The 26,988-nt window shown below is 54.0% G+C and carries 14 protein-coding genes; 7 read left to right on the plus strand and 7 right to left on the minus strand.

Annotated features, from left to right (window positions below; translation table 11 throughout):
* Window positions 1-293: 293 nt before the first annotated feature.
* A complete protein-coding gene (locus MK110_12320) occupies window positions 294-3,818 on the plus strand; it encodes a hypothetical protein (GenBank protein ID MCH2212080.1) in 3,525 nt (1,174 codons plus the stop codon).
* A gap of 113 nt (window positions 3,819-3,931) precedes the next feature.
* Entirely contained in the window at window positions 3,932-5,389 is a 1,458-nt protein-coding gene (locus MK110_12325) for a hypothetical protein (protein ID MCH2212081.1), read from the plus strand.
* Between the two features lie 159 nt (window positions 5,390-5,548).
* Here MK110_12325 and MK110_12330 read toward each other — a convergent pair whose 3' ends face one another.
* Together MK110_12330 and MK110_12335 are read right to left on the minus strand one after the other, a co-directional pair.
* Window positions 5,549-6,784, minus strand: coding sequence for a DUF819 family protein (locus tag MK110_12330; protein MCH2212082.1), 1,236 nt, complete (start codon window positions 6,782-6,784; stop codon window positions 5,549-5,551).
* A 307-nt stretch (window positions 6,785-7,091) separates the two neighbouring features.
* Window positions 7,092-8,279 (minus strand): hypothetical protein, encoded by a 1,188-nt coding sequence (locus tag MK110_12335; GenBank protein MCH2212083.1) that lies wholly within the window; start codon window positions 8,277-8,279, stop codon window positions 7,092-7,094.
* Between the two features lie 1,037 nt (window positions 8,280-9,316).
* Here MK110_12335 and MK110_12340 point away from each other — a divergent pair.
* The gene (locus tag MK110_12340) at window positions 9,317-10,549 is read left to right on the plus strand and encodes a mandelate racemase/muconate lactonizing enzyme family protein (protein ID MCH2212084.1); all 1,233 of its coding nucleotides are present in this window, start codon (window positions 9,317-9,319) and stop codon (window positions 10,547-10,549) included.
* Window positions 10,546-11,577, plus strand: a complete 1,032-nt coding sequence (locus MK110_12345) for a D-2-hydroxyacid dehydrogenase (protein MCH2212085.1) — start codon at window positions 10,546-10,548, stop codon at window positions 11,575-11,577. The genes MK110_12340 and MK110_12345 overlap by 4 nt, the downstream gene beginning before the upstream one ends.
* Before the next feature lie 78 nt (window positions 11,578-11,655).
* Here MK110_12345 and MK110_12350 read toward each other — a convergent pair whose 3' ends face one another.
* Entirely contained in the window at window positions 11,656-12,789 is a 1,134-nt protein-coding gene (locus MK110_12350) for a hypothetical protein (protein MCH2212086.1), read from the minus strand.
* Window positions 12,790-13,243: 454 nt separating this feature from the next.
* Here MK110_12350 and MK110_12355 point away from each other — a divergent pair, with 454 nt between their 5' ends.
* The gene (locus MK110_12355) at window positions 13,244-15,511 is read left to right on the plus strand and encodes a DUF1549 and DUF1553 domain-containing protein (protein ID MCH2212087.1); all 2,268 of its coding nucleotides are present in this window, start codon (window positions 13,244-13,246) and stop codon (window positions 15,509-15,511) included.
* A 66-nt stretch (window positions 15,512-15,577) separates the two neighbouring features.
* The gene (locus MK110_12360; protein ID MCH2212088.1) at window positions 15,578-17,056 is read left to right on the plus strand and encodes a DUF1501 domain-containing protein; all 1,479 of its coding nucleotides are present in this window, start codon (window positions 15,578-15,580) and stop codon (window positions 17,054-17,056) included.
* A gap of 228 nt (window positions 17,057-17,284) precedes the next feature.
* On the opposite strand, the gene MK110_12365 is transcribed toward MK110_12360, so the two are convergent.
* From MK110_12365 to MK110_12380, 4 genes are all read right to left on the minus strand, one after another.
* Window positions 17,285-18,814, minus strand: coding sequence for a hypothetical protein (locus MK110_12365; GenBank protein MCH2212089.1), 1,530 nt, complete (start codon window positions 18,812-18,814; stop codon window positions 17,285-17,287).
* Window positions 18,815-19,000: 186 nt separating this feature from the next.
* Window positions 19,001-19,207 carry a hypothetical protein gene (locus tag MK110_12370; GenBank protein MCH2212090.1) on the minus strand — a complete coding sequence of 69 codons (207 nt, stop codon included), beginning with the start codon at window positions 19,205-19,207 and terminating at the stop codon, window positions 19,001-19,003.
* Complete coding sequence (locus tag MK110_12375; GenBank protein MCH2212091.1) at window positions 19,207-20,013, minus strand: thioredoxin family protein; 807 nt, start codon at window positions 20,011-20,013, stop codon at window positions 19,207-19,209. The genes MK110_12370 and MK110_12375 overlap by 1 nt, the downstream gene beginning before the upstream one ends.
* Before the next feature lie 322 nt (window positions 20,014-20,335).
* Window positions 20,336-22,018 (minus strand): glutamine--tRNA ligase/YqeY domain fusion protein, encoded by a 1,683-nt coding sequence (locus tag MK110_12380; protein ID MCH2212092.1) that lies wholly within the window; start codon window positions 22,016-22,018, stop codon window positions 20,336-20,338.
* Between the two features lie 481 nt (window positions 22,019-22,499).
* Here MK110_12380 and MK110_12385 point away from each other — a divergent pair, with 481 nt between their 5' ends.
* Window positions 22,500-26,960 (plus strand): GDSL-type esterase/lipase family protein, encoded by a 4,461-nt coding sequence (locus MK110_12385; protein ID MCH2212093.1) that lies wholly within the window; start codon window positions 22,500-22,502, stop codon window positions 26,958-26,960.
* The last annotated feature ends 28 nt before the right edge of the window (window positions 26,961-26,988 follow it).

Raw genomic sequence — 26,988 nt, forward strand, 5'->3', positions numbered from 1 at the left:
CACCATGCAGAATAACGAACGAATCCTTAGTTGTCGGATTTTGAGTACACGCGGAGCAAAGCTCTGAGTCGTTGGAGTGCGTTAAAGGGGCAACCGGATCTGTGCAGCTCAGACACGAATCAGGCTTTCCCCAACCTTAAGGGACCCGTACAGAACAAATGAAAATACGGCGACAAAAAAATACCGGGGTCAGTCCCGGGAACGGCATTAATCCTGGCTGGTACCGCAGGGGGGTATGGGGAGGCTTCGTGATTCCGGTTGCCGGAAGACGGGGTGTTTGAGTGAGGATCATCATGAACAAGTCCGGACGATACGCAATTTTACTCTCCGGACGCCCTGTTGCGTCTTCGGTCATCGGTGTCCTTATCGGGATGCTGTCCGCTGTACCCGCATTCTGCGGCTCTCAACATGAAGATTCCCTGCAGGAAGTGTATCGCTACCGATTTGATGAGGACCCGCACTGGAAAGAAAACTGGGACGTGGAAGTCACCGGAGGCACTCAGCGCCCCGTTCTCAGATCTGAAGACAGTCCGGCCGGTGTGAAACGGCTGTATTTTGACAATCGCCAGGGAGCCAGCCTCAAACTTAAAGGTCGGCAGACATTCGCACTGTCATCCCGGATGCAGTACACGCTCACGGCTCGTCTGCGCATGCAGGGCTACTACGGAGAAATACGAGTCGATCTGGTTGATGCCGCCGATACGGACAGAACGTCGCGGGCGTATCGATTCAATCCGACCCATTCACCGTCCATGCGCGTTGGTCTGGCCGGTGAACGAGCGAGGTCGATTGCTCAGTTGTTCACCATGCCTTCGTCGCACCAGGAGTTCGTCGATCTGAGCATCGTGTTTTTCGCCCCGGACCGGGCGACTGAGGTTTTTATTGAGATTGCCGGCAGCGGTGGTATTGAGACCCTGGTTGAGGAAGTAGCGGTCTACCGAAATCTGTTACCGGTCTCAACGTTCGAAACCGGGATCGGCATCAGGAACCATCGTTGGTTCGGCGATACATTCTTCCGCACCGGCAGACTCTTCGAGGCCGAGGCCGTTGCGACGGACTTGCAGCTCCTTACCTCAGAAGATGTCGATGGAGACGGACAGTGGTCATTGATTCAATTGCCCCAGCCGGAACATCCAAAAATGTTCCCAATCAAAAATCCGTGGTTGTTTAGCGAATATTCGGTTTTGAAATCCGACTCGTCGCCACGAGAACAGGGAGGGACCACAGGAATTCTGCAGCTGCACTGCACAAGTCTTTACGGTGGTCAGTATGAGGTTTTTCTGTCTGACACCTGCCGAGACGCAGCAATATCTTTAGATGGTCATCACTGGAGAACAGTGCGGGGAGGAAACGGTGAACTGAACCTCGGGCTCGTGGACGTGGGTGAAGACGGATTCAGACTCTGGATCGACCATCGTCATGCGACTTCCGTTAATCCCGGCCCCATCTACGTGGATTACGTTCGTTTTATGCCTGTGTATGTACCGGAGAACGGGATAGAGCAGCCGCAGAAACTACAGACGGTTCAGACTCCTTCGTCCGTGCTGGACTTAAACGTAAGTCTGGTCAGTCAGCAGGTCAGTCGGCGAAAGGATGAATGGGTCTGGTGCGGGATTCCTTTTGCACCCGGACAATTCAATCCGGCCGACAGGGTTTCCTGCGATGCTGCAAAGAATCTTACTGCCAGACCGCTGCTTTCCTGGCGCGACGGAAGCGTGAAGTGGCTGGGCGTTGAATTCCAGGCCAACGATATGTCTGACAGGGAATGTGTTCTGCGCTTGGAGAAGGGAGCGGATTCATCATCCGTGACATTGCCAAATGAAGCCGGTCGTTCTGCTGGAAACGAGGCAATACTGGATCTGGGCGATGTGGAAGTCCGTGCGGAACACAATGTCTGGGACACGATTCTGTTTCGGGGAAAGCCGCTGATCAGCGGAGGGCCAGGCATTCGGTGTGAAACAGAGACCGGTATGGTGCTTGATGAACTTATCACCAACAACGTGATGATTGAGAACAACGGACCGCATCCAACCCTGTATTCTCACGGATATCTCGGTCGTGACGGCGTGGCTGGTCCGGTTGCGTTCGAAGCATGGCTGGCAGAACGGGCGCCTGGTGTGTTGGGCCTCACATTCAGTGTGGTTAACATGTCCGACGAACAGTACCAAACGGACGCCGGTTGTTCACCTGCAGTGGGACTTCGGGATCTGCAGCTGATCATTGACAACATCGAGGTTTGTCCACAGGAAATGGTCTGGCCGTCCGGAAGCCTTCCGGCTGAAGGACGACAGGTTCTCAGGCAGGACGGCAGTGGCCCCAGTCTGGAGACCTTTGCCGGACAGTGGAGTCTTGAAGTCGATGGACACCAGCGGGCAGCCGGCCGTCGCACCGAGGGCTGGACGGACATCTGCAGCAGTAGTGCGGGGGTGGGGGTCGCCGTTCGTGAGTTTATAGAGAAATATCCAAAGTCGCTGGCCGTGGAAAACTCAGACGGACGACTGGCTGTTCAGGTCGGAATCTGGCCGGCCGACGCCGAAACGTTCCGCTGGTCTCAGGGAACACGACTGACGGTCGACCTGGGAATTTATCTTCACGAAGGAACTGATCGGAATCAACGTGAAGTCGCGCTGGCCGCCATTCTGAATCCACTGCGAGCCATCCTGCCCGCTGCTCATTACTGCAATGCTTCGGTGTTTCACGCTGCTCTGGTTCCTGCCCCTGTCGAAGAATTTTTGCCGTACGAAAAAAGTATCGAGGACATGAACCGCAGAGCTCTGACACAGGCGATGAGTTACGGTCATGAACACTGGGGAGACGTTTTTCAGGGATCCGGCTACGTTCGTGGAACAACACGAATGTGGGGCAATCAGGAATACGGTCAGTTACCGGCCAAAGTGTGGCACTTTGTCCGCACCGCAGATTTGTCCGAGCTCGCTGTACTTGAGGCCGCGTCGGCGCATTATGCAGATATTGACGTTTGCCATTACTCCACACGAAAAGGCTGGACCGGCGGCTCACACCCGCATTCCGGCGACATCCGCGAAGGACATCAGATCGAACCGCCAAACTTCGCACATATTCATGGGGCTGATGCTCTGTTGTGGACACATCTGTTAACGGGCAATCAGCGGCTTAAAGATACCGCGGTGGAGATGGCAGACTTCGTGCTCGACAATATGCCGCCGCATGGTTCCTATTCGCAGGTCGTGCTGAGTCGATGGGGGGAGAGTCATCCGCCATTTGGAGCATATGACGGGGTACGGGAATTCGGACTGCCGTTACAGACTGTGTGCACAGCGTATGAGATTACAGGGGACAACAAATATCTGCAGACAGCCCATCGTCTGGCGGATTACGGATTGCGTCTGCAGGACCCTGAGGATGGTTTTGTGGAAACCGCCTGGTATTTTGCCGCCAGTCGCCAGGCCAGAGTCGGGGCGCGATATGACATGAACCCGGCACTGATGCACTACTGGGAATTAACCGGAGACCGCCGGGTCGAACGATTTTTCGCGAAGATGGCCGATTTCCTGCTCGATCCTCCGAACAGAAATGCGGACTACATCATGCATCGCTTCCGTGTTCGCGGCTGGTTTGGTGGTTCGGAAAATCCGGAATCGTGGGCGTTTGCAGCGAAATTTTCGCCTCGGCGTACCGAAATGCTTCATGTGATGAAACAGCGATTCCTTAGTGAAAAATACAATACTTTCTGGCCGGACCATCAGGCACTGGATGCGAACGCCAAACAGCTGGGCTATCTGACCGTTGGTGGACATGCTGCGATTGGAGTGCTGGCAAATCCTCAGTCACCAAGATAAAAGAGGTTGAGTCCACATGGGTGTGAATGGGAGTCAGGCCCCGGCCGATCGACACCACATCTGAATCTGATCCGTTTGGTAACAGCGAATCGGGCATCACAGACTGAGTCAACATGAAAAATATCGACAAACAATTTCTGACACGGCGTGACTGGCTGACAACGACAACGGCGATCGGTGCCACGACCTTTGTGAAGCAGGCCGTCGGTGCTCCCGGGACGGGTGCGTCGACACCGGAGAATGTTGTTGATATCGGGTCGAGACGTGAACTGTTTGTGGATCATTTTCTGATTGATCGGCTGAACGGAACACATCTCAAACTCCATGAGCCCCAACTGGCTCCGCCCATGACCGAACCGGCTGACAAGCTGGAATATGCAACTGTCATCAAAGATGGCGATTTGTTCCGGCTGTATACTCGTGATGCACGTGGTGCCACCAAGAGCGGCGACGTTACGGAGGTCACTCGGTACTGCGAGAGCAAAGACGGGATTCACTGGACAAAACCGGTTCTGGGGCTGCACGAAGTCGACGGCAGCCGACAGAACAATGTGATTTTGCGCGAAGTCGGGGCCTGCCATAATTTTTCACCGTTTCTCGATACAAGACCGGGACTCTGGATTCCCGGCCGTCCGGAAGTTCCCAACGACCATCTTGCCGTTGACCGTCGATTCAAGGCACTGGGGGGGATTGGTGTCGGTCCGAACGGCGGCCTGTTTGCGTTTTCATCGGATGACGGGATTCACTGGACGAAGCTGAGCGACAAATCCGTGATTACCTCCAGCGATGACATCGCGTTTGACTCGCAGAATGTTTCATTCTGGTCTCAAACCGAACAGTGCTACGTCTGCTATTTCCGCACATGGAAGACAACTCACGGAAAACTGCGATCCGTCAGCCGCACGACTTCAAAGGACTTTCTGTCATGGAGTGAACCGGTCGTGTTGGAACCGAATTTTCCTGGCGAGCATCTGTATACGAATCAGACTCATCCGTATTTTCGCGCGCCTCATATTTATGTGGCACTGCCCACTCGATTTCATCCCCGTCGGGGCGACAGTACGGACATCGTGTTCATGACCGCCCGAGGCGACCGACCCTATGACCGCACCTTTCGAGAAGCATTCATTCGACCCGGACTGGACATCGACCGCTGGGGCAACCGCGCGAATTACGCCGCGCTGAATGTGGTCCCCACCGGTTCGAGTGAGATGTCGATCTACACGACGCCCTTCCGTCGCTTTACTCTGCGGACGGATGGTTTTGCTTCAGTTCACGCAGGCCCAGACCGCAGCGAAATGGTAACGCATCCGATCCGCTTCGACGGTCGTTCACTGGTGGTGAATTATTCAACCAGCGGTGGCGGACACCTCAAAGTTGAACTGCAGACGATCCACGGTAAGCCCCTGCCTGGATTCGACCTTGCCGCGTGTCAGATTCTTGTCGGAGATGCAGTCGAGCAGTCCGTTACGTGGACAGGCGGTGATCTCAGCCGACTGGCCGGAATGCCTGTGAGATTGCGATTCATGATGCAGGAGGCTGACCTGTACTCGCTGAAGTTCAATTCATAATTGCTCAGGAAAATGTTGAGAAAAACTCGTACGGCAATAGCGGGTAAGTTGCTTTAGTAGCCAGGTTTCAGAGACCAGTGGAATCACTGTGACGTACTTTGTGACCCCCCTGCGTCTTTCGTCAATTGTGATCGTAATGAATGAGCTGGCGGACGTCGGTCAGGGAAGTCCGTTAATCACCCTTTCATCGAAATGTGCAGCAGCGACCCACGACATTAACTGGGCACACAGCAAACCGGCTGGAGTTCCGACGAGACTTCCGAGTACACCCATCAGGATTCCGACTGGTGCTAGAGCCGGCTGGTAAACGCCGGCGACAACGGGAGTCGAAATAACGCCACCGACATTTCCCATGCTGCCGGTGGCAAACAGAAAACAGGGAGCGCGCAGCACTCGGGCAGCAACGGTCAGGAAAAGAATGTGGATTCCAATCCAGACGACTCCCGTCAGTAACAGCAGTGGAGCTTCAGCAATTGCCCGCAGGTTACCAGTGGCTCCCATGGTGGCAACCAGCAGATACAGTCCTCCATAGGCAACGGGCGAAGCGCCTTCATGTTCGATGCGGCGGACCGGTGTGAAAGACAATACCAGTCCGACGACCACAACAAGCAATATTCCCCACGTATAGTGTGACAGGACCGACCCCATCTCCGGAATCTGATTGCCACCCCACATGCACAACCAGCCGCCGACGAACCCGGTACCCAATATCATTGCAAAACCCGGCAATGTAATCGGTCGGGCGTTGGCTGCTTTGTATTCAGTCAGACGTGTGTTCAATTCGTTGAGAACGCGGCGATCGGCGCGATTCCATTGATCGACGTTGTCCTGATACCGGCCGAAGCCAATCATAATCGTCATCCATCCATAGCCGACCACGGAATCAACGATGATAATCGGACTGAAAATGTCATCCGGACAGTGAACGCCTTCCTTAATCGCCAGCATATTTGAGCCGCCACCGATCCATGAACCGGCCAGCGCGGCCATTGCTTTCCAGGTTTGCGGATCCAGGTGCGACTGAAAAATCGCCAACGTAATCGGACCACCGACCACGATCCCCGCAGTTCCGGCAAGCAGCATGCCGATTGCCAGCGGTCCGAGTCGGGCAATTGCCTTGACATCGGTGGAGATCGTCAACAGCAGCAGCGCTGCCGGCAGCAGATGCAGGCTGCACCAGTCGTACAGCGGGGACTCTGCAGGAGTGATCCCCCATGTTGTACCGAAAACCGGAAGCAAATAGATCCACACAATCGGTGGAATATAGTGAAATAAAACGGCCGTTTTTGGCGTCCGTGCCGCCAAGAAAATGCACGCAACGAAACCCGAAAAGAATACGAACAATGCTGTCGAATCGACAATTAACGGCAGAGACTCAGTGGCGGCAAGGATCATAGATTCTCTCGGATGAATCGTGAGCAGCACGACCACAGAGACAAAACCCGGACTGGACCGTCAATCTAATCCGGACCGGGCTGAAATGTAGTATTGCCCGTTGGTGGCCCGATCCCGACTGGTGTCGTGCCGATCACGCACCCGGCGCCACGAAAGATCCGGATAACATCAGCGCAGGTTTCCAGGAAGGAGTCCGCACGTTCGAAATGTATCGACAGTCTCGCTTCTGCTCGACAGTCGTGAAGTTCGTAAACCAGCGAGTACCGTTCGGACAGCAGTGTCTGCTGTTCGAACGGTGTTCATATGATTACAGGACGATCGTCAGGCCGGCAACCAGGCTGTCCTGTTTAACACTTTTGTCGCTAACCGTCGTAATATTCATCAGTGGGGCGAAGCCGAGACTGCGGACGTACTCCAGAGTCAACAGAGCATTCGGGTTGAGTTTCATTCCCACACCGACCACCAATTGGCGGTTGAATTCGAACTGTGTACCCGATCTGCCCTGGCGTCCTTCACTCCAGCTGACTGAATAGCGTGTCGGAATATCAGAGATAAACGAGCTGTAGGCTGCTTCAGTGCGATAGGCGATGATGGGATGGTCGGTCACCGGCCAGTCATAGAGAGTGCTGGCCAGTTCACCGGCCAAAGTCAGATTGCCGATTTGCAGCAGAGAATTCACGTCCCAGGCGGGGTTGCATGTACCGAATACGTTTGGATCGAGGTGCTCGGCGGTCGAAGAATCATAAATGGTTCCGTAAAGAAACCCGGCTCCCAGTTGCAGAAGGCATTCCTCACTGTACTGCAGCCGGCAACGGGCGTTGGCTGCAAAGTTGTTCAGATCACCTTTCTCATTCGAATCGGCCACGCGGATTCCTCGGCCTCCATTGATCGCAGAGAGAGTGACGTTCGAAGTTCCGTCTTCATAGCCGACACCGATGGATTCGTGCAACGCTCCGAAGTAATGCCAGACAACTGATTGTGAGAACGGGCTGAGCGTGCCCATGTCTCCAAAATTCAAATTCTTCTTGCCGAGAAAAGCATACCAGGGAGTCTGGTCCAGATCACCAAAGACCACATAGGACTGCCGCATCTGGAGGCTTCCCTGTTTGAAATCCCGAAAAGAGAAAACGTCAGAGAAGAGTAACTCACTGTGAACGTGGATGTAGCTGCCAATGTGTCCTGTCACACCCGCATTTGCTTGCAGGAGCCGTGCGTCGGTTGCGTGTCGTCCCTCGAAATCCGTAGGGAACCGAGTCAGGTAGCTGAACTTGTCGGTACGATTGGTGTGCGCTGCCAAGGCTGAAATTCGGCCCTGCATACCAAATAGAACGTGCGTTTCATCGCCCCATTTGGTGCCATTGGTGAGGACCTTGATTTCCTTATCCGACTGACGGTTCTGGAAATTGAAAATGTCCGTGAAATAGGCGGTGTCGGTGTGCAGATACTGGGTGTAGTTTCGGTGGGTTTTGGCCTGGTCCCAATAGGGATCATGCATGGTCTTCCCGGTTTGGCTTCCGGACGACCAAGAATCGGTCGAATATCTGACCTCGGCAATTGTTTCAGACGAAGTCTGTGCCTGGCCCCATGCAGCACTGAGAAGACAGAAACAGAAGCAGAATGGTCCGATGTCTGGTAGCCTGTCCATAATAGATCACGCTTGCCGGAATAGAATTGAACAGTGCCACTAGGAAATTAGTGTCGGCCAACGACTTTTCCAGATGATCTCGTTATCCCGGAATTAACGGTATTTCCGGTTAGTGAAGATTTCCCTGGGACCTCAGAATGTTGTTGGTAATGCTGATGACCGCCATGTTTCGGTGTTTTATGCGCGTTCTCACCACTGTTGTTTACCCGGTTCAAAACAGTTCGTTAGCTGCGAATTATCATAAAGCACCCGAACTTTTGCAGAACGTTTAATTAGTTTACGCTTGATGCGATCGCCTGGGGCGCGAGTTGTCGCCAAGAGAATTTGGCTCGGGAAAACCTTGCATTCTCGATCCGCGGGTTTGATTTCATACGTCGAGAACAAAAGTATCCGGCGTGTTTTTGTACGTGTGTTCAACTCGCAATGCTTCCCGGAAGTTGTGAACATCATTCACCGTTGCCCTGCCCTGGCAGTTGAATGACCGGTTCGACCCGCTGCCAATCGTTCGTGCCGGGGCCTCTGAAAACACCGGCGATCAGCGAATCATCGTGTTCCCAAGAGACGCAGTACAGAAGACAGAACAAAGCCTGGCGTGAAGACGTCAGACGGCCGGTTATCGAAACAATCAATCCGTTTTTCTGATTTGCGTCGCGCCATGATCACCAGACTCAACTTCGACAGAAATCTGAACATCCGGAAAACGTCAGTCCGTGTTCCAAACAGGGGCTCCGAACGTTGTCTTGGTGTGAACGGTCCAGGATGCTGTATTGCATCTTCATACCAGTCGGACACTGGACTGGTGACAACCGTCCGGTAACTGTGACCTTCGACCTTCTCGAACTTCGTCCCACTCCAATTGGCTTTAGACCTACACGGTACAATCTTCCATGCAGATCACCGACGTCAAAACAGTATTGCTGACCGGGCCTTCAGGTAATGATCCGTTTCTGCAGCAGCAGAGAAAGCTGCGATCCGCAGCTTTTATCGAAGTTCACACCGATACGGATCTGGTAGGGATCGGCGAGACGTACACCGGATACCACGCTCCGGAACTCGTTCCGGAAATCGTAAATTTTTTTAAGCCCGTCCTGACAGGAGTGTCCGAACAGGAAATTGAACCGCGGCAACTGTGGCAGCGGATGTATCACTGCGGCAATTTTTGGACGCGGACCGGAGTAGGCGTCAATGTGCTGGCGGGAGTGGAAGGGGCACTTTGGGATTTAAAAGGAAAGATACTCGGAGTGCCTGTTCATCAACTGCTGGGCGGCAGGCTGCATGACCGTCTGCCATGCTATGCCACCGGGTGTGCCAGTATTTACCCCTGGTCGGATCTGATCCAAAAATTCGAGATGTATCGTGAGGCAGGGTTCAACTCCGCGAAGGTTGCGTCCGGATGGTTCAATGCGCATACCGGTGAGAGGTTTAAAAGCCGCAGTCCTGCGGCTTGGGTCGACATGGAAACTGAAAAAATGGAGGCGGTACGTCAGTATATTGGACGTGACTTTAATGTGTGCATGGACGGCCACATGAGCAACGTGGAAGGAGAAGAATCGATCGTTTGGAATGTCGGAATGGCCAGAGCGGTGTTGCAGGCGATGGAGCCATACGACCTGTTCTTCTATGAAGAACCACTGCACTACAACGACCTGGAAGGCTACGCCGAGCTGTGCGCCAGCACGTCTGTTTCAGTCGCCGGCGGTGAATGCTTGAGTACCCGCGAGGAGTTTCGTCATTATGCCGACCGCCGCGCGTTTGACATCGCCCAGCCGGACGCAGCGTACATCGGCATTGCGGCATTTCTCGACGTGGCGCGACAGTTTGCAGTGCAGGGCAAACAAGTCGCGACCCACGCCTGGGCCTCCGGTGCCGGTGTCATGCAGAATATCCACGCCGCCTTCGCCACGCCCAATGTGGCTATTCTGGAAATCCCTCCTCTGGCTGGCCCTTTGCACACAGAAATCTACACCGACGGAGGATATCGTTTTCAGAATGGCTATATTCTGCCTCCGGAGGCGCCGGGGTTAGGTGTTCAGCTAACTGACGCAACCAAAAATCGGTACCCGTTCCAGAGAGATTCCGGTGAATGGTCGACTGTGCCAGGCAAAGGATCGTGCAAGTGAAACGTCAGCCTTTGACGATCCTGGTGACGCTCGAACCGGATGACAAGGCACTGGAACGAGTTCGCGCTGCCTGTCCTGACTGTTGTATCCGGGTAGGTCCCCGCATCGAATCGCCCGCTGAACGTTTACCGGCCAAACTGATGCGCGGCACGGACATACTGCTGTGCGAATTTCCACCGGTCAATTTCGACGGATTTGACCAACTGCAGTGGATCCAGCTTAGCTCCGCAGGTTACACACAGCTCCGGGATCTGCCGATCCTTCAGCGCGGCATACGCGTCACGAATGGACTGGGTAATTTTGATGTGCCGATCGCGGAATGGAACGTGATGATGATGTTGATGTGGGAGCGTGAGATACGCGTCCAGCTGGAAAATCAGAAGAGAAAGATTTGGGATCGAGCAGCTCAGTTTCAAAGCGACGTGTTCGGTCGGACGATCGGCTTTTTCGGATATGGCGGCATTGCACGAGCGACCGCCCGTGTGGCGCAGGCGCTGCACCTTAAAGTGTGGGCGATGACGCGGGACGGCACGACCAAACCACGTGACCGGATCTATTGCGTACCCGGAACCGGCGATCCGGCAGGCGAACTGCCGGATCGTGTCTTCAGTCCGGATGACATTGAGGAATTCATGGGGGACGTCGACTATCTGTTCGTTACGATGCCCCTGACTAACGCAACCGAAGGAATTTTGGGCGAACGGGAGTTACGGATGCTGAAACCGTCTGCCGTCCTGATCAATCCGGCACGGGCCGGGATCGTAAATGAACAGGCACTGCTCCGTTGTCTCCGTGAAAAATGGATCCGAGGTGCGTCTTTTGACGTCCACTACGAGTACCCGCTGCCTGCCGAACATCCATTGTGGGAGATGCCCAATATCATTCTGACCTGCCACGTATCCGGTTCCTGTTCCAGCCCCCATTTCCTCGAACGAATCTACGACATTTTCTCGCGAAATTGTCGGGCGTTTGTGAACGGGGAGTCAATGCTCAACGAGTTGAGTGAGTCTCAGTTACGAGGTCATTGACAACCGCTGTCGCTTCAATTTGAAAAACACCCACATTCACCAGGCTCCCATCAAGCAGAGATCCACAGCACCAGGCGTTCAGTCGTTCACGACGTCGCCTGCGCGAACCACCAGTTTCGCCTCCCAGCAACCGCCGGAACGAATCTGATTATAACAATCCGTAAGAGGCGCTGCGGAGTCGTTCCTTTCCAGTACGGTTAGGTCGCCGCTGCTGCCGGGAGCGAGCGTGCCGACTTCACCGGCGAGCTGCAGAACTTTGGCAGGACTCGCACCGACACGAGCCAGCACTTCATGTTCCGGCATTCCCGCGGCAATGCATTTACTCATCATCCTCGGCAGGTCATGCGACGGTTGTACACCGAGATGAGCAGCATATTGGTCGGTGGAAATGGTGTCCGGATACCAGCCTTCGGCAAACGCTGCTTCTGCCACCCGAAACGAAAAACTGGCAAGCCCGTGGCAGCCATCGAACAAGACACCACGATCGCGCGCTTCACAGACTTCCGGCAGGACCCTGCCGTCATCGCCGATGATACTCCATTCGTCGTCACGAAAGATGTAAGTCACGACGTCGCCAGGCCGGATCAACGCCAGTTGTTCTGCGATCGGCCAGTCGGTCGGATTCCGCATGCCGTACAGCAGCGGCTTGCCTGTTCGTTCAGCCACGTTCAACGCACTTTGTACGACGTCCTGAGGATTCAGGGCACATGAGATGCGACTGACGTTGACTGCAATGCCCCAAATGAAATCGCCGCCTTCAGCAATGGTCTCCGCACACGCATCGATGTCGACCCATTCGCTGTCCTGAAAGCATGCTCCGTCCGGGCTTTCTCCATGTGCCGACAGATTAATCGCCAGCCGAATACGTGTTCGGCTGGTTTCGATCGTGTCACGACGATATGTCCGCCAGTGTTTGGCCCCGGCATCTCCCTGAGAAAGCACGGTTGTCACCCCCCGGGGCAGAAATTCGACGTCCGGATCGACCCCGTATTTGGACCCGCTGTTTGCGGGGTGAGCATGAAGATCGACCAGCCCGGGCAATAAAAGTCCGTTTGGAAATTCCAGAGTCTGCCGCGAAGTTCCGTCCAAAGAGGCACCGGACGCCACAATGCGATCGCCACGAACCGCAACGGCGCCTGGGCCATCCAGACCGGTCGTTGTACAAACGACACGCCCCGCCCGGATAAGAAGGTCGTAATCAAAATCAGGCATGAAGTCACCACGATGGCTGGCTGCCGGTACAGCGGGACACACTCAGACCACGGTGGACCATGCTCACGAAAGATACTGTGCACCGTGTTTGGAACGGTTTGGACTTTGTTCAGCAGCGAATTGTCAGGGCTGATGTGCAATCAGCACATTGTAGCCTCCAGGCGATTCGTCCGCCCTCATTATACGGGGATCTCGTGCAATCCGGCGCTGCTGACCTGCGGCTCAGATAAAATCAGCTCTTCCCCAACGTTTCAGCACGTAGTGCACAGGAGGTGCGAAGTCCTGAAGTCACCTGCCATTCCCAACAAATATGATGGATTCGTTACGGGACCCAAATCCAGATGCTCTGATAGAATCTGACATTGGCAGTCGGCGCAAACTCAACGTCAGACGGAAGGCGTCCATTGCCAGAATTGTTTGACCATACGGGTTCTCTCATGGTAAAACGGCCGGCATGCTGTTACCCAAAAACGTCGAGAAGTTTCCTGGCAGGTGCGCTCTTCGCATTGCCATTCCCGTACTCGTGCTGCTCGGTGGCAGACTGGTTGCTGACGACTCCGAGGATCAATTAGCGGCCTACGATGCGAGCATTGTGCAGAGCGATCGGGAGCACTGGGCCTATGTGCCGGTTCGGCAGCCGCAAGTGCCTGCTGTGGAAGATACCGACTGGATCCGAACACCGATTGACAATTTCGTACTGGTGAAACTGGAACAGCAGGGGTGGCGACCGGCTCCGACGGCCAGACCACATGATCTGTTGAGAAGATTGTATCTCGATCTGACTGGACTGCCGCCGACGATTGACCGTCAGGATCGGTTTCTCGAAGAGCCAACCGCTGAGCATTTTGATGAGCAGGTGGACCAGCTCTTACGACAAACAGGATACGGTGAACGCTGGGCGCGGCACTGGCTGGATCTTGTACGATACGCCGAATCGAATGGCTACGAACGTGATGCCGAAAAACGACACGTATGGCGATATCGAGACTATGTCATCGACGCTTTAAATCAGGACAAGCCGTACGATCGCTTCGTACTGGAGCAACTGGCAGGTGATGAAATGACCGATCGCAACACACAGACCGTGCTGGCCACCAGCTTTTATCGTCTTGGATCCTGGGACGATGAACCGGCAGATTCCTCTCAATATCGCCATGATCAACTCGACGACATCATTCGCACAACGTCACAGGTGTTCCTGGGTTTGTCATTGGGATGTGCGCGTTGTCATGATCACAAATTCGACGCGTTGACGATGCATGATTATTACCGCATGTCCGCCATCATGGCCCCGATGAAGCGACCCCGTCGGGATGCCGACATGCCCGCCGGGTCGATTGAACAACTCGAACAGCTTGCCGAACGGGATCGGATGATCGAAGGTCTGCGAAATCGCCAACAGGAACTTCGCGATGGTTTTCGTGAAAAATTCCTGACCTCCGGTGTCAGCAGCCTGGACCAAAAAGTTCTGTCGGCATTCACGATTCCTGTCGACGAACGAAACTCGGAACAAAAGCAGCTGGTTACGACTCACCAGACCAACTTTGATCAGCAGCTTGAGGACGGGTTTCCTCCGCAAAGGAAGCGTCGCTTTGATGATCTCCGGCGACAGATCACTCAACTGCAGGAGCAGATACCGGATCTTCCCAAAGGATATTTTCTACATGAAGAGAGTCCCAAGCCGCCTGGAAGTTTTCTGCTGCTTCGTGGTCGGGCGGCTTCGCCCGGGCCGGAAGTTCAGCCCGGACTTCCGGCGGTACTCGTCCGCGAGCAACCTGCATTTCACGTGCGTGAAAGGTCCACAGGTCGACGTCTGCGGTTTGCGAAGTGGATTGCCAGTGCGGAAAATCCGCTGACTGCCCGTGTCATCGTGAACCGGGTGTGGCAGTACCATTTTGGTGAGGGCATCGTCCGCACACCCAGCGACTTTGGTGTGATGGGCGATTCACCGACACATCCCGAGTTGCTTGACTGGCTGACACACTGGTTCGTTAACGACGCGAACTGGTCGCTGAAGAAACTGCATCGTCTGATCGTGTGCAGCAATACCTACCGAATGAGTAAAAGTTCAAACTCGGAATATGCCCAGTTGGACCCCGCCAATCGACTGTTGTGGCGATTTCCTTATCAACGACTGCAGGTTGAGACCATCCGCGATTCAATCCTGGCTTCAAGCGGCAGACTGAACCGCGAGATGTACGGACCTGGCGTGAAACTGGACATCCCGCAGGTTGTGATTGAAAGTCACGCAGACCGGAATAATATCTGGGAAGCGTCAGGTCGCGAGGACCAGTCACGACGTACCGTTTATGCATTTGTTAAACGCTCGATCGTCGTACCGATGCTCGAAGTACTCGATTTTTGCGACACAACGCGTTCCACTGAAAAACGCAATATCACCAGCGTGTCGCCGCAGGCGCTGACATTATTCAACGGTGATTTCGTCAACCAACAGGCAACGTACCTGGCTGAACGGGTCATCAGAGAAGTCGGAGACGACCCGAGTGCACAGGTCGCGCGTGCATGGCGACTGACTTTGTGCCGACTGCCGAATGACGAAGAGCGGCGGGCAATGGTTGATTTTATGGAAACGGAAACACAGCGATCAATAAGTGAGTTGAAAGAAGGTGAAGAACTGACAGCAGAGAGGGCCCATCGTCGTGCGTTCGTTCAGGTGTGCCGGGTTATTTACAACCTCAACGAGTTTTCATATCCAAATTAAATTCTAAATCGCTCCTCCAGGAGAGGTCATCGCCCGTTGCGACAGATCAAAAGTGAGACCCGACTGATGAACGGTAGCCCACGTTTCAGACCGAACAATACTCCCTGCCAGCGAACGCGTCAGGAATTCCTCTGGGAGGTTGGCGGTGGCTTTGCCGGCCTGGGTTTAATCGACCTGCTGTCGCGTGATGGTTTCTTTGCAAATCGTGCTGTTGCGGCAAATGCACAGAAAATGGCTTCGGCATTCAAGCCGCCTCAATTTCCGGGTAAAGCGAAACACTGCATCTTTCTGTTTATGAACGGTGCGCCCAGCCAGGTGGATACCTTTGACCCCAAGCCCACGCTTACGAAGTTCCACGGTACTCCGTACAGGGGCAAAGCGAAATTTGGTAGCGGCGGTCGAAAAATTGGCTACCTCGCTCAATCGACGTTCAGGTTTAACCAGCATGGGCAGAGTGGGCTGCCGATCAGCGAAATTTTTCCACAGACCGCCAGGTACGCGGACGATTTGTGCGTCATTCGTTCGATGTATGCCGATACCGCGGCACATGCCTCGGGCTGTCTGCAAATGAATACCGGCGACGTACAAATCGGGTCGCCCAGTCTTGGTTCATGGATGAGTTACGGTCTGGGAACAGAAAGTCGAAACCTGCCCGGCTTTGTTGTCATGACGGATCCTCGCGGAGGACCGATCAGCAGCGCGTCGAACTGGTCGTCGGGCTACATGCCGGCTGCCTATCAGGGAACACTGTTCCGTAACGGGGGTACCCCACTTCTTGACCTTGCCACGCCGAAAGGCGTCGGGGACAGGACACAACGTCATTCCCTCGATCTGTTGGAACGATTGAACCGAAAACACCTGACACGACATCCTGGTGAATCGGAGCTGGTTGCCAGAATCATGTCGTATGAACTGGCTTATCGAATGCAGTCGAGTGCGACCGAGGCGGTGGATCTTGGCGCGGAAGATGCACGAACCAGAGAAATGTACGGGTTAAACAACAAACTCACGTCAGATTTCGGGAACAAATGTCTGACAGCGCGGCGGTTAATCGAGCGAGGAGTGCGGTTCGTACAGTTGTATTCCGGTGGCGGACATCTCGAGGACACCTGGGATGGCCACACGGACTGTATCAGCAACCATAAGCTGCACGCTGGTGAAACAGACCAGCCTATTAGCGCGTTGATTACCGATCTAAAACAACGTGGTCTGTGGGATGAGACGCTCATCGTGTGGGGTGGTGAATTCGGACGTACGCCAACCAGTGAAGGTGTTGGAAAACCGGGACGCGATCACAACTGGCTTGGTTTCTCGATGTGGCTGGCTGGCGCGGGTATCAGGGGTGGCCAGGTGATTGGTGCTACAGACGAACTTGGTTTTGCGGCCGTGGAAGACAGGGTGCACGTTTCCGACTTACACGCCACCATTCTGCATCTGATGGGACTCGACCATCGGCATCTGGCATATTTCTACAATGGACTGGACAGGCGGCTCACCGGACCGGATGAAGAACGTTACCACGTTGTTCAGCAGGCACTGGCGTAATATCAGTCACACCGTTGCTGCTGAACGCTGTACTCAGGTCATGTTCAACCGAGGCCTGCCTGGCTGAGCCAGCCGAGGTGATTCAGAGATTAACGGAGCCGACAGGGACCGGCATCGGCTCCAGGCGTTGATGTCAAACAGCTGCGAAATCTGCCGGCCTCGTGCCTGCCCCGATTTTCGGAACGCACAGTGTTCGTGCGCTGAAAGAAACTGTCCTGCGACGTGTCCTCACTCCGTCCAGTAGGAGTAGAACCGGCCGTTTCGTATCAGGTAACGCAGCTGAACTGTCTGGTCCTCAAAACGGGCGATATCACTTTGCTGCCAGTGGACCTGTTCGTGCATCACATTTCCCGTGACCGGCTTCGACCGTGTCAAAACGGCCCCGTTGCTGTCCAGCACCTCGACCCAAATCTCGCCGCGCGGTGCATCAGCATTCAGAAACAATTTCGTGCCGGTCATTCGGAAAGGTTTAGTGAGAATCGTCCCTTTAGTTTCACCGGCATCCAGTGAGACGAAACCATCCCGTCGCAGCACAGCCAGCGAGATCGCGCAGGCATCCGGGTCCGGCCGAGGAGGTCGAGTTCGATACTTGGCACTTGTGTAGTAAAACCACAACTCCTCACCACGCAGCACGGCGTTCGATGGTCCGATTATTCCTGTCAGATCATAAGCTCCATCCCCGGGTCGTGAACTGTCGATGAACGGCCGGCGATCGCCAAGTCGCTGCCAGTTTTTTAAATCCCGGCTGCACGTGAGTTGGACCAGATGAAAACCGTCGGTGTTTGTGCCGTCGACAGACGGTCCGGTGGAGTAGTACATCGTTGGCATGCCGACATACAGTGACTCATATCGGAACACGCCCATATTGTAGACGTCCACGTTGTAGCGGGTCGGGTCGATCGACATCACCGGCTGCAGCGAATCATCGGCAAGTCGCGTTCTGATCCTGTCCAGGCCCATCTTCTGGTCGAGATCATCGGTATGAAATATGAGTCCGTGATCTGTCCACATTTTGAAATCTCTGCTGGTTTCCAGATAAACGGACCGTCCGTTGGGTCCATTGCGTTTGACGGTGAGAATCAATAATCCTGCTTTTTCATCAAAGGAAAAATTTGCTTCATCTCCACTGGGCACACCGGGCACATCCGGAAGCATTTTCCAGCGACGTCCGTCGGGTGAAACGGCGAATCCGACCGGCGGCAGTGCGCACTTATAACGACGCGAGGGATCGGGATCTGTCGGATCATGAATGACGTAATCCGTTCGAACGTGGTGTTCTCCCGCCATGAGTGAGATATAGTTATTGCGCGGCCATCTCTCGTAAGTCACCTGACCGAGCTCCGGCTGAGACCAGTGAAGTCCGTCAGGACTTTCGTAATAGCCGGTGTAGTTTTTCCCTGTGGCCGTCAGATCGGGTGGGGTGGCAGCACAGTCCCAGAACTTAAAAATCTGCTGCTCAGCATCCCAGACCGGGGCCGTGCGAACCTGTACACTTGATACGCCCAGTTGCCAGTTCGGTCGGATCACCGCACCTTTTTTGACAGGCTGGTGCATCGTCCGTTTGAGATTTTCAATCTTCTGTATGCCGACATCATCGAGGAACAATTGTCGTTCGCCGGCTGTCGGATGAAACGGCATCTCGGCTTTTGAATCAGAGGACGTAAGCAGCAGGCCGGTGAACGATGCCCACGCTGCAAATGTCGCCTGAAACACGGCCACCGATGTGAAGAGATTTCTGACTTGTCGATTTGTTCTCATAGATTTGGTATCCGATCACCAACTCTAGCTGAACAAAGTTCCAGGTGAAATCTTCCAGACTGCGTTTGGTGACTGACCTGATCAGGTCGGACGTGTCACTCAGTCCGGTTCAGAAATTGTTCCGATATGCCAGCGTTCGTATTACAGGAATTGATCAATATTGCCCCGAATGCCCGCTGCAAGTGCTTATCCGACGGTGTGATTCGTGATCGGATATGAGCCGAGTGGCTGGTCCGCTTCGTGTTCTGATTTCCACGCATAACGACCGCCCTGAATGTGGCGGATTGTCTCTCCGTAAGAGACCCTGCAAAGAATGGTTTCCAGGAGCACGCTGCGGGGTGGCACCTGCTGTCCTGGCAGGTGTTGACCGGTGTGCATGCGTTCAGGGGGCATTATCGGGACAGCGTCTGCATCAGTTGTTGGGCTGACTGAAATCCGTGCCGGCGATTCAGGATACGCAGATCCGGAGCGACAATCAGTGTGGTCGGCAAAGATTGGATTCCCATCTGCCTTACAAAGTCTTTTTGATCGTCAGCGTTGACGGCGATTGCCACGAATCGTTGGCTGATCAGGTCCATCAGGTTGGGATCCGTGTAAGTCTCGTTTTTCATCCGTTCACAGTGCGAGCACCAGGGAGCAGATATCTGAATCAGAATCGGTCGATTCTCCTGATTCGCCAGGTTGGCTGCTCGACGAATGTCGGTATTCCACGAGATGGTTCGAGCTATGGCACCCTGCATTTCAAAACCAGTCGGTCGATAACGATTGGAAACAGGGTGAGACTCGCGACGTTCCCTGTTCGAATTCGACGGACTCGTCTGATATTCAGGTTTCAACCGTTCGTCGAGTCGTCGAGTACGACCTGTTGCGACTTCACGCTCGGAAACGTAAGGGAATGAACCGGAACCATGGTTTTCGTGTCGCAGGCCAATTTCACAATTTTCGGTGTCACAGTTGTTTCGTGGTTTTCCGAAGTTAATGTTGCACTGTCCGTCTTTACAGTACGGATCCTGATATCCAGACAAAGGCGGATACCCAGGTCGATCATTCGTTGCCAGTCGTAGTTGGTCCGAACTCTTCGAACACCGACTGAGGTCGCAACCCAATGTACTCTGGTGACAGGAGCCGGACCCGACCTGAGCAAATGCAGACGAGGACAGGACCATCCCTGCCATCAGAAGAAAGGTTGGTTTAGTCATCTGATTGTCCCTCACAGAAAGGTGTTCTGAAAATCGGTGATGTTCAGACCACCGATAACGGTCCCGACTCCCGAAGCCATTCAGGAGACATCTGCGAGACCGAAGAGACAATTTGCACACAACGTGCCAAAGTCGAGACCGATGACGTTATCCGGCAAACACTGCCGGTTGTGTGGATTCGGCGCGAAGCTGCATACGACCTGACGGGATGCGTTCCGGCGAAAAAACAACCATATGTCCACGTCAATTTAAAAGAAGTGTCAGTCTGATGGCAGGTTGTGATCGAGGTGACACGTTCTGCCACGACTGGATATTAAGACCTTCACTTCTTTTTTCCGCGCGACCAGGAGTCTCGCAGGGTGACCGTGCGGTTGTAGACGAATTGTTCGTTGGTGCTGTCCGGATCAACACAGAAGTAGCCAAGACGCTCGAACTGAAACCGATCACCGACGCAGGCGGTACCCAGAGACGGTTCGAGTTTTGCGTTACGAACTATCTGCAGTGAGTTCCGATTCAGGTTGCTTTTCCAGTCTTCGGATGCTCCAACATCGTTCGGGTCTTCTGTCGCGAAGAGATGATCATAAAGGCGTACTTCAGCTTCCACAGCATGCAGAGCACTCACCCAGTGCAGAGTGGCTTTGACTTTCCGGCCATCGGGTGCGTTTCCTCCCTGAGTCTCGGGATCGTAGGTACAATGCAATTCGATGATGTTTCCATCGGTGTCTTTGATGGCTTTATCACAACGAATGAAATAGGCGTACCTGAGACGGACTTCCCGACCTGGAGCCAGTCGGAAGAATTTCTTTGGGGGATCTTCCATAAAGTCGTCCCGTTCCAGCCATAGTTCCCGACTGAACGGGACCGTTCGTGTGCCTGCAGCATCATCTTCCGGATTGTTGATTGCCTGAATTTCTTCCTCACGGTCCTCGGGATAATTGGTGATGACTACCTTGACGGGATTCAGCACGGCCATTCGGCGTTCCGCCGTCCTGTTCAGATCTTCACGTACACTGTTTTCCAGCAATACCATGTCTGCTGTTGCATCGTGCTTGGTCACTCCCACGTGCGTACACAGGTTTCGAACGGAGGCCGGCGTATAACCGCGTCGTCGTAACCCGCAGAGTGTGGGCATGCGAGGATCGTCCCAGCCTGTCACATGACCTTCATTGACCAGTTCCAGTAGACGACGTTTACTCATCACCGTGTACGTGAGGTTCAGACGATTGAATTCAATCTGCTGCGGATGATGGATGTTGAGCGATTCAAGGTACCAGTCATACAGTGGACGATTGTTCTCGAATTCCAGCGTGCAAATGCTGTGAGTGACCCCTTCCAGCGAATCCGACTGGCCGTGAGTGAAGTCGTACGTTGGGTAAATGCACCAGTCATGACCGGTTCGGTGATGTTCCACGTGTCGGATGCGGTACATGATGGGATCCCGCATCAGCATGTGAGGATGAGCCATGTTAATTTTTGCTCTTAAAACATGTTCCCCGTCCTGGAACTCGCCCGCCTTCATCCTGCGAAAAAGATCCAGGTTTTCTTCAATGCTGCGGTTACGCCACGGGCTGTCCGTTCCAGCTTCAGAGGGGGTTCCCCGTCCGGATCGGATTTCTTCCAGGCAAAGGCTGCAGACGTAAGCCCTGCCGTCCTGAATCAACTGTTCGGCGAACTCATAAAGCCGGGCAAAATAGTCGGAAGCAAAATACAGACGATCTTCCCAGTCGAACCCCAGCCAGCGGATGTCTTTCTGGATGGCGTTCACATACTCCGTATCCTCTTTTTCCGGATTAGTATCGTCGAAGCGCAGATTCGTCTTACCGCCAAATTCTTCGGCAACACCGAAATTCAGACAAATGCTTTTGGCGTGGCCGATGTGTAGATAGCCGTTGGGTTCCGGAGGGAACCGGGTATGGACGCGCCCCTTCCATTTCCCGCTGCGCATGTCGTCTTCGATGATCTGACGTACGAAATCACGCGATTCAACTGTTTCCTGATCGGACATTCCGTCTCTTCCAGCATTGACTGCGATATTCTCGTTGCCGCAATTCGATCGGCGACGACTGCTGACAGGACAATAGCCAGGAGCGACCGGTTCACGGAAGGCCGGACAGACCGTGTGGACTGTGAACTGCAGAATTGGGACAGGACACTGGACGGATGGCTACGGTGAAACGTTCTGTTCCGGATTCACCATTGGAGACACAGTTGACGTCAAGTCTTCCTGCCCGTTCAACGGTACCGGGCCTGTCAGCCCTCAGGGCTGTTTTGCGTATTCTGCGACCGCGAGCTGTGAATCTGCGGCCCGCCCGCGAACAGAAAGAACTTAACCGGTTGTGTCGTCGGCCTGTTGTCGACACACATCCGTAACGAATCGATGAGAAAAAAACAGCATCAGCACAGGCAATTCGCCTTTCGACATTCTATTGTGTGCGGCGCGTCATGTGTTCTGCCATTTTACCTGCCCGTATTCCCGGGAGCATTTCATGAGATCAGGCACCGTTATCTGTTTCTCGGCAATCCTGACGACGATATCAACCGTAGCTTCTGTTGCCCGGTCAGACCAGCCGATTCTGAAGTTAAATCCCGGCGATCATGTTGCTTACATCGGCAACACACTGGCTGACCGCATGCAGCACCACGGTTGGCTCGAGGCGCACATTCAGGCGGTCTTTCCCGACCACGACCTGGTTTTTCGCAATCTTGGGTATCCTGGCGATGAGCTGAAGCAACGGAGTCGAGCTGACAATTTCGGTTCACCGGATCAATGGCTGGCTAAAGTCAAAGCCGACGTGATTTTTGGATTTTTTGGATACAACGAAGCGTTTCGAGGCGAAGGCGGACTCAAATCCTTCCGACAGAACCTCACCGAGATTCTGGATGGCATGCGGCAGCAGCAGTACAACGGCAGATCTGCTCCCCGAATTGTGATGTTTTCGCCGATTGCTCATGAGGATCTCCATAGTCCGCATCTGCCCGATGGTTCAGCAAATAATCAGAATCTTGGATTGTATACCGATGCGATGCAGGCGGTCTGTGCCGACAGAGACGTTGCATTCGTGGATTTGTTTCATCCAACGCTGCAGATGTACACCACAGCTGACGAACCGTTGACACTCAACGGTATTCATTTGCTTGAACACGGCAACCAAAAGCTTGCCGAACATATTGTGGGCGTCTTGTTCGGTGAAGCAGCACAAATTCAAAAGTCGGGTACGGCATGGCCGAAGTTGCAGGCTGCGGTCCTTGACAAGAATCTTCACTGGTTTAGTCGTTATCGGGTCGTCGACGAATACAACGTGTTTGGCGGTCGTTCCAGACTCGCCTGGTTTGGCCAGTCCAACGGTGACGTGATGATGCGGGAGATGGAGATCTTTGACGTGATGACGGCGACCCGCGACCGCCGCATCTGGGCGATCGCTCAGGGCGGTGATCTCACAATTACGGATGACAATCTTCCTGAAACGCTGCTGGTGAAGACCAACAAACCCGGGCCTCTACAAGGAGACAAATTCGAATATCTCAGCCCTCAGGGCACAGCAGAAACGATGACGCTTGCGGAGGGGCTGGAGGTTAACGTCTTTGCCTCTGAGGAAATGTTTCCGGAAATGATCAATCCTGTGCAGATGGCGGTGGATACAGACGGGCGTCTGTTCGTGTCCGTCTGGCCGTCGTATCCGCACTGGAATCCCACGAAAGCGCGTCGCGACCGGATTCTGTGTCTGCCGGATGAAGATGGCGACGGAGTTGCCGATGAGTGTCGTGTCTTTGCCGATGAACTGAATAGTGTCACCGGGATTGAATTCTGGGGGGGGGGATTACTGGTTGCCGCTCCTCCGGAAATCTGGTTCCTGAAAGACACGAATGGTGATGATACTGCCGACGTGAGGATCCGTATGCTGCAGGGGGTCTCCAGTGCCGATACACACCATTCTGCCAATGCGATGTTGATCGGTACGGATGGAGGCCTCTACTGGTCGAGAGGAATCTTTAATGTGGCCAGCATGGAAACACCAACCGGCACTTACCGGTCAGGTCGCAGCGGTGTTCATCGCTTTGATCCTCGGACCTTCGAAATGAGCTTTGTGTTTCCGATCGGTCCGAATCCGCATGGTCATGTCATGGATCAGTGGGGCTACCACTTTGCCAACGATGGCACCAGCGGCACTGGCAGTTACGTCAATATCGGAAATGGTGAAGGCAACAAACAGTGGTTTAAAAAACGTGTGCGTCCGGTTGCTGCAACCGGCATTCTTTCCAGTAGTCACTTTCCCGATGACATGCAGGGAAATTTTCTGATCTGCAACTGCATTGGTGTACTGGGGGTTCTGCAGCACGAAGTTCACTACAGCGGAGCTGATATAACGGCGAAAGAAATTGAACCCATCCTGCTAGCTGATGATCCGAATTTCCGACCGACTGATGTTGAAATCGGTGGTGATGGAGCACTCTATGTGTCTGACTGGAGCAATGCGCTCATTGGTCACATGCAACACAACATGAGAGATCCTAACCGTGACGACGAACACGGACGAATCTATCGCGTTACTGCAAAAGGACGACCGCTGGTTCAAACACCCAGATTGAAAGGAAAGCCGGTTGCCGAAGTGTGTCAGGCATTCTATGCCAAAGAAAACAGCGTCCGTTACCGGGCCAGACTGGAGCTCAGTGGTCAGGATCCGCAAAACATCATGCACCAGGTCGGTAACTTTGCGGCAAATCTTGACTCTCAGAATCCGAGGGATGCACAGGCACTTCTGGAATGTCTGTGGGTCTTCGAAGAACAACGCATTCCCAACCCGGGCCTGTTGGCAATGGTTTACAGAGCCAGAGAACCACGTGTGCGAGCTGCCGCAATTCGCACTCTGGGCAACTGGACAGCAAAGATCGGTGACTGGAAGCGATTGCTTAATCAGGCGGCGACGGACGAATCGGCACTGGTCCGCGCGGAAGCTGTGAAGACTGCGGTGTCGTTCGGCGGCAGTGATGCTGCCGAAGCGGTCTTTACTGTGTCCACACTGCCAACCGATCCGGAACTCGATACGGTACTGAAATACGCCCGGAGAAAACTGCAGCTGGACAACATCATCCAAGATTCAATCGCTGCACAACAGCCATTATCTGATGTCGCCAGAACGTACGCACTGCGGCACGCTGCGACATCCGATTTGCTCAGGCTGAGTCCGGATGCCGATCTGTACGAAGCAGTTCTCGGCCGACCGGACGCCTCACTCAAAGCATTGCGTACTGCACTGAAAGGACTTGCTGATATTCGCGCGAGAAACACTCTGCCTTTGTTGCTTGAATTAATTGAGCAGTACGATCTGAACGATGGTGATGCGACGTCGTTAATGCGACTGCTTGTGCAGGTGCCGTTTACAGATCTTCGGCCGGAGCGGGGTCGACTGGAGGAACTCGCTGCAAACGGACGGAATTCCGTCACGCGTCAGGCTGCAGTTGCGGCCTTGATTATTGCAGATAGCTCTGCTGATGATGCTTGGCTGGCGGCAAGTCGAGATGAGAGATCGGTCAGAGATTTTCTGAACGCCGTTCCCCATATTACAGACGATTCGCTGCGCGGATCGGTATTTACGATTGTACAGTCACTGCTGCATTCGGTGTCCGTTGCTCAACGTGAGTCACTGACCGATGCTGCCGTTCGAACGCTGGCTGCAGTTCCCGGACATGAGGAAGCACGTGTCAGCGAACTTTCTGGTCTGATGAAAGCGGGGCGCAGTCGATCTCCCGTTGTTCACACACTGCTTCAGATTCCGGTTGCGGACTGGCCCGAATCAGCCGTACAACCGATAGCCGACAACCTCATCGGCTACCTGACTTCAATGCCAACTTCCGGACGCACGGGTGAACAGGCGTCAGAAGCGGTGCGGCTGGCCAGGTCGCTGGTGCCGCGTCTGGGAAAAAATGACGGTAAAGCGCTGCTGGAACGTCTGGAAAACCTCGATGTGCGAGTGATTGCAATCGGTACTGTTCCTGCCCGAATGATCTTTGATAAGGAACTTCTCGTGGCAGAAGTCGGTAAGCCGGTGGAGTTTCGTTTTTCCAACTCCGATGATATGCCCCATAACTTTGCGATTGTACAGCCAGGTGCGATGCGGGAGATTGGTGAACAGGCCGAAGCAACAGCACGTGATCCTGACGCCATTCAGAGGCATTACATTCCAAAATCGGACAAAGTTTTGCTGGCCAGTCGACTTCTGCAGCCTGAGGAGACTCAGTCACTCAGTTTCCAAGTTCCTGAGACTCCGGGCGTCTATCCTTATGTTTGTACCTACCCCGGACACTGGCGACGTATGTTCGGCGCTCTGTATGTTGTTGCCAGCCTGGAGGAATATCAGGCTGCACCGGAAACGTATCTCGCGGACAATCCGTTACCGGTCAGGGACAGTCTGCTTGAAATGACCGGCCGTAACCGCGAATGGACGGTGCCCGATCTGCTGGCTGACATCAAATCTTTGAAAAACGGCAGATCGTTTTCCGTTGGAAAGCAACTTTTCAAAGTTGCCGGCTGTGTGGCCTGCCATCAACTCAACAACGAAGGTCGTGTGTTCGGTCCCGACCTGGCGAAGCTGGAACCAAAAAAACGGACGGTGAAACATCTGCTGGAATCGATGATCGATCCATCTAAGGAGATCGACGACAGATTTCGTTCCTGGACATTCGTGATGACTTCCGGAAAAACAGTGACCGGTATGATCATGAAAGAAACAGATGAAGAAGTGCAGGTGGTGATTGATCCGCTGGCCAAGAACAGTCCGACAGTGCTTAAACGGGCTGAGATCGATGAACGGGTCAGAAGTGACACGTCACTGATGCCGAAGAGTCTGCTGAACCGATTGACGCAGGAAGATATCTTCGACCTGTTTGCTTACGTCATTTCGGCGGGCGATCGCGAACACGTGTTATTCCATGGCCCGCACGATCACTGAATGTCGTGCGGAGATTTGGCAGAAAGAG

This window comes from Fuerstiella sp. (assembly GCA_022447225.1).
In the GTDB taxonomy this organism is placed as follows: domain Bacteria; phylum Planctomycetota; class Planctomycetia; order Planctomycetales; family Planctomycetaceae; genus S139-18.

Bases quoted from the DNA above. Each gene is read 5' to 3' on its own strand.
- MK110_12320 (MCH2212080.1), top strand. From the start codon at position 294: ATGAACAAGTCCGGACGATACGCAATTTTACTCTCCGGACGCCCTGTT.
- MK110_12325 (MCH2212081.1), top strand. From the start codon at position 3,932: ATGAAAAATATCGACAAACAATTTCTGACACGGCGTGACTGGCTGACA.
- MK110_12330 (MCH2212082.1), bottom strand. From the start codon at position 6,784: ATGATCCTTGCCGCCACTGAGTCTCTGCCGTTAATTGTCGATTCGACA.
- MK110_12335 (MCH2212083.1), bottom strand. From the start codon at position 8,279: ATGCATGATCCCTATTGGGACCAGGCCAAAACCCACCGAAACTACACC.
- MK110_12340 (MCH2212084.1), top strand. From the start codon at position 9,317: ATGCAGATCACCGACGTCAAAACAGTATTGCTGACCGGGCCTTCAGGT.
- MK110_12350 (MCH2212086.1), bottom strand. From the start codon at position 12,789: ATGCCTGATTTTGATTACGACCTTCTTATCCGGGCGGGGCGTGTCGTT.
- MK110_12355 (MCH2212087.1), top strand. From the start codon at position 13,244: ATGCTGTTACCCAAAAACGTCGAGAAGTTTCCTGGCAGGTGCGCTCTT.
- MK110_12360 (MCH2212088.1), top strand. From the start codon at position 15,578: ATGAACGGTAGCCCACGTTTCAGACCGAACAATACTCCCTGCCAGCGA.
- MK110_12365 (MCH2212089.1), bottom strand. From the start codon at position 18,814: ATGAGAACAAATCGACAAGTCAGAAATCTCTTCACATCGGTGGCCGTG.
- MK110_12370 (MCH2212090.1), bottom strand. From the start codon at position 19,207: ATGCCCCCTGAACGCATGCACACCGGTCAACACCTGCCAGGACAGCAG.
- MK110_12375 (MCH2212091.1), bottom strand. From the start codon at position 20,013: ATGACTAAACCAACCTTTCTTCTGATGGCAGGGATGGTCCTGTCCTCG.
- MK110_12380 (MCH2212092.1), bottom strand. From the start codon at position 22,018: ATGTCCGATCAGGAAACAGTTGAATCGCGTGATTTCGTACGTCAGATC.
- MK110_12385 (MCH2212093.1), top strand. From the start codon at position 22,500: ATGAGATCAGGCACCGTTATCTGTTTCTCGGCAATCCTGACGACGATA.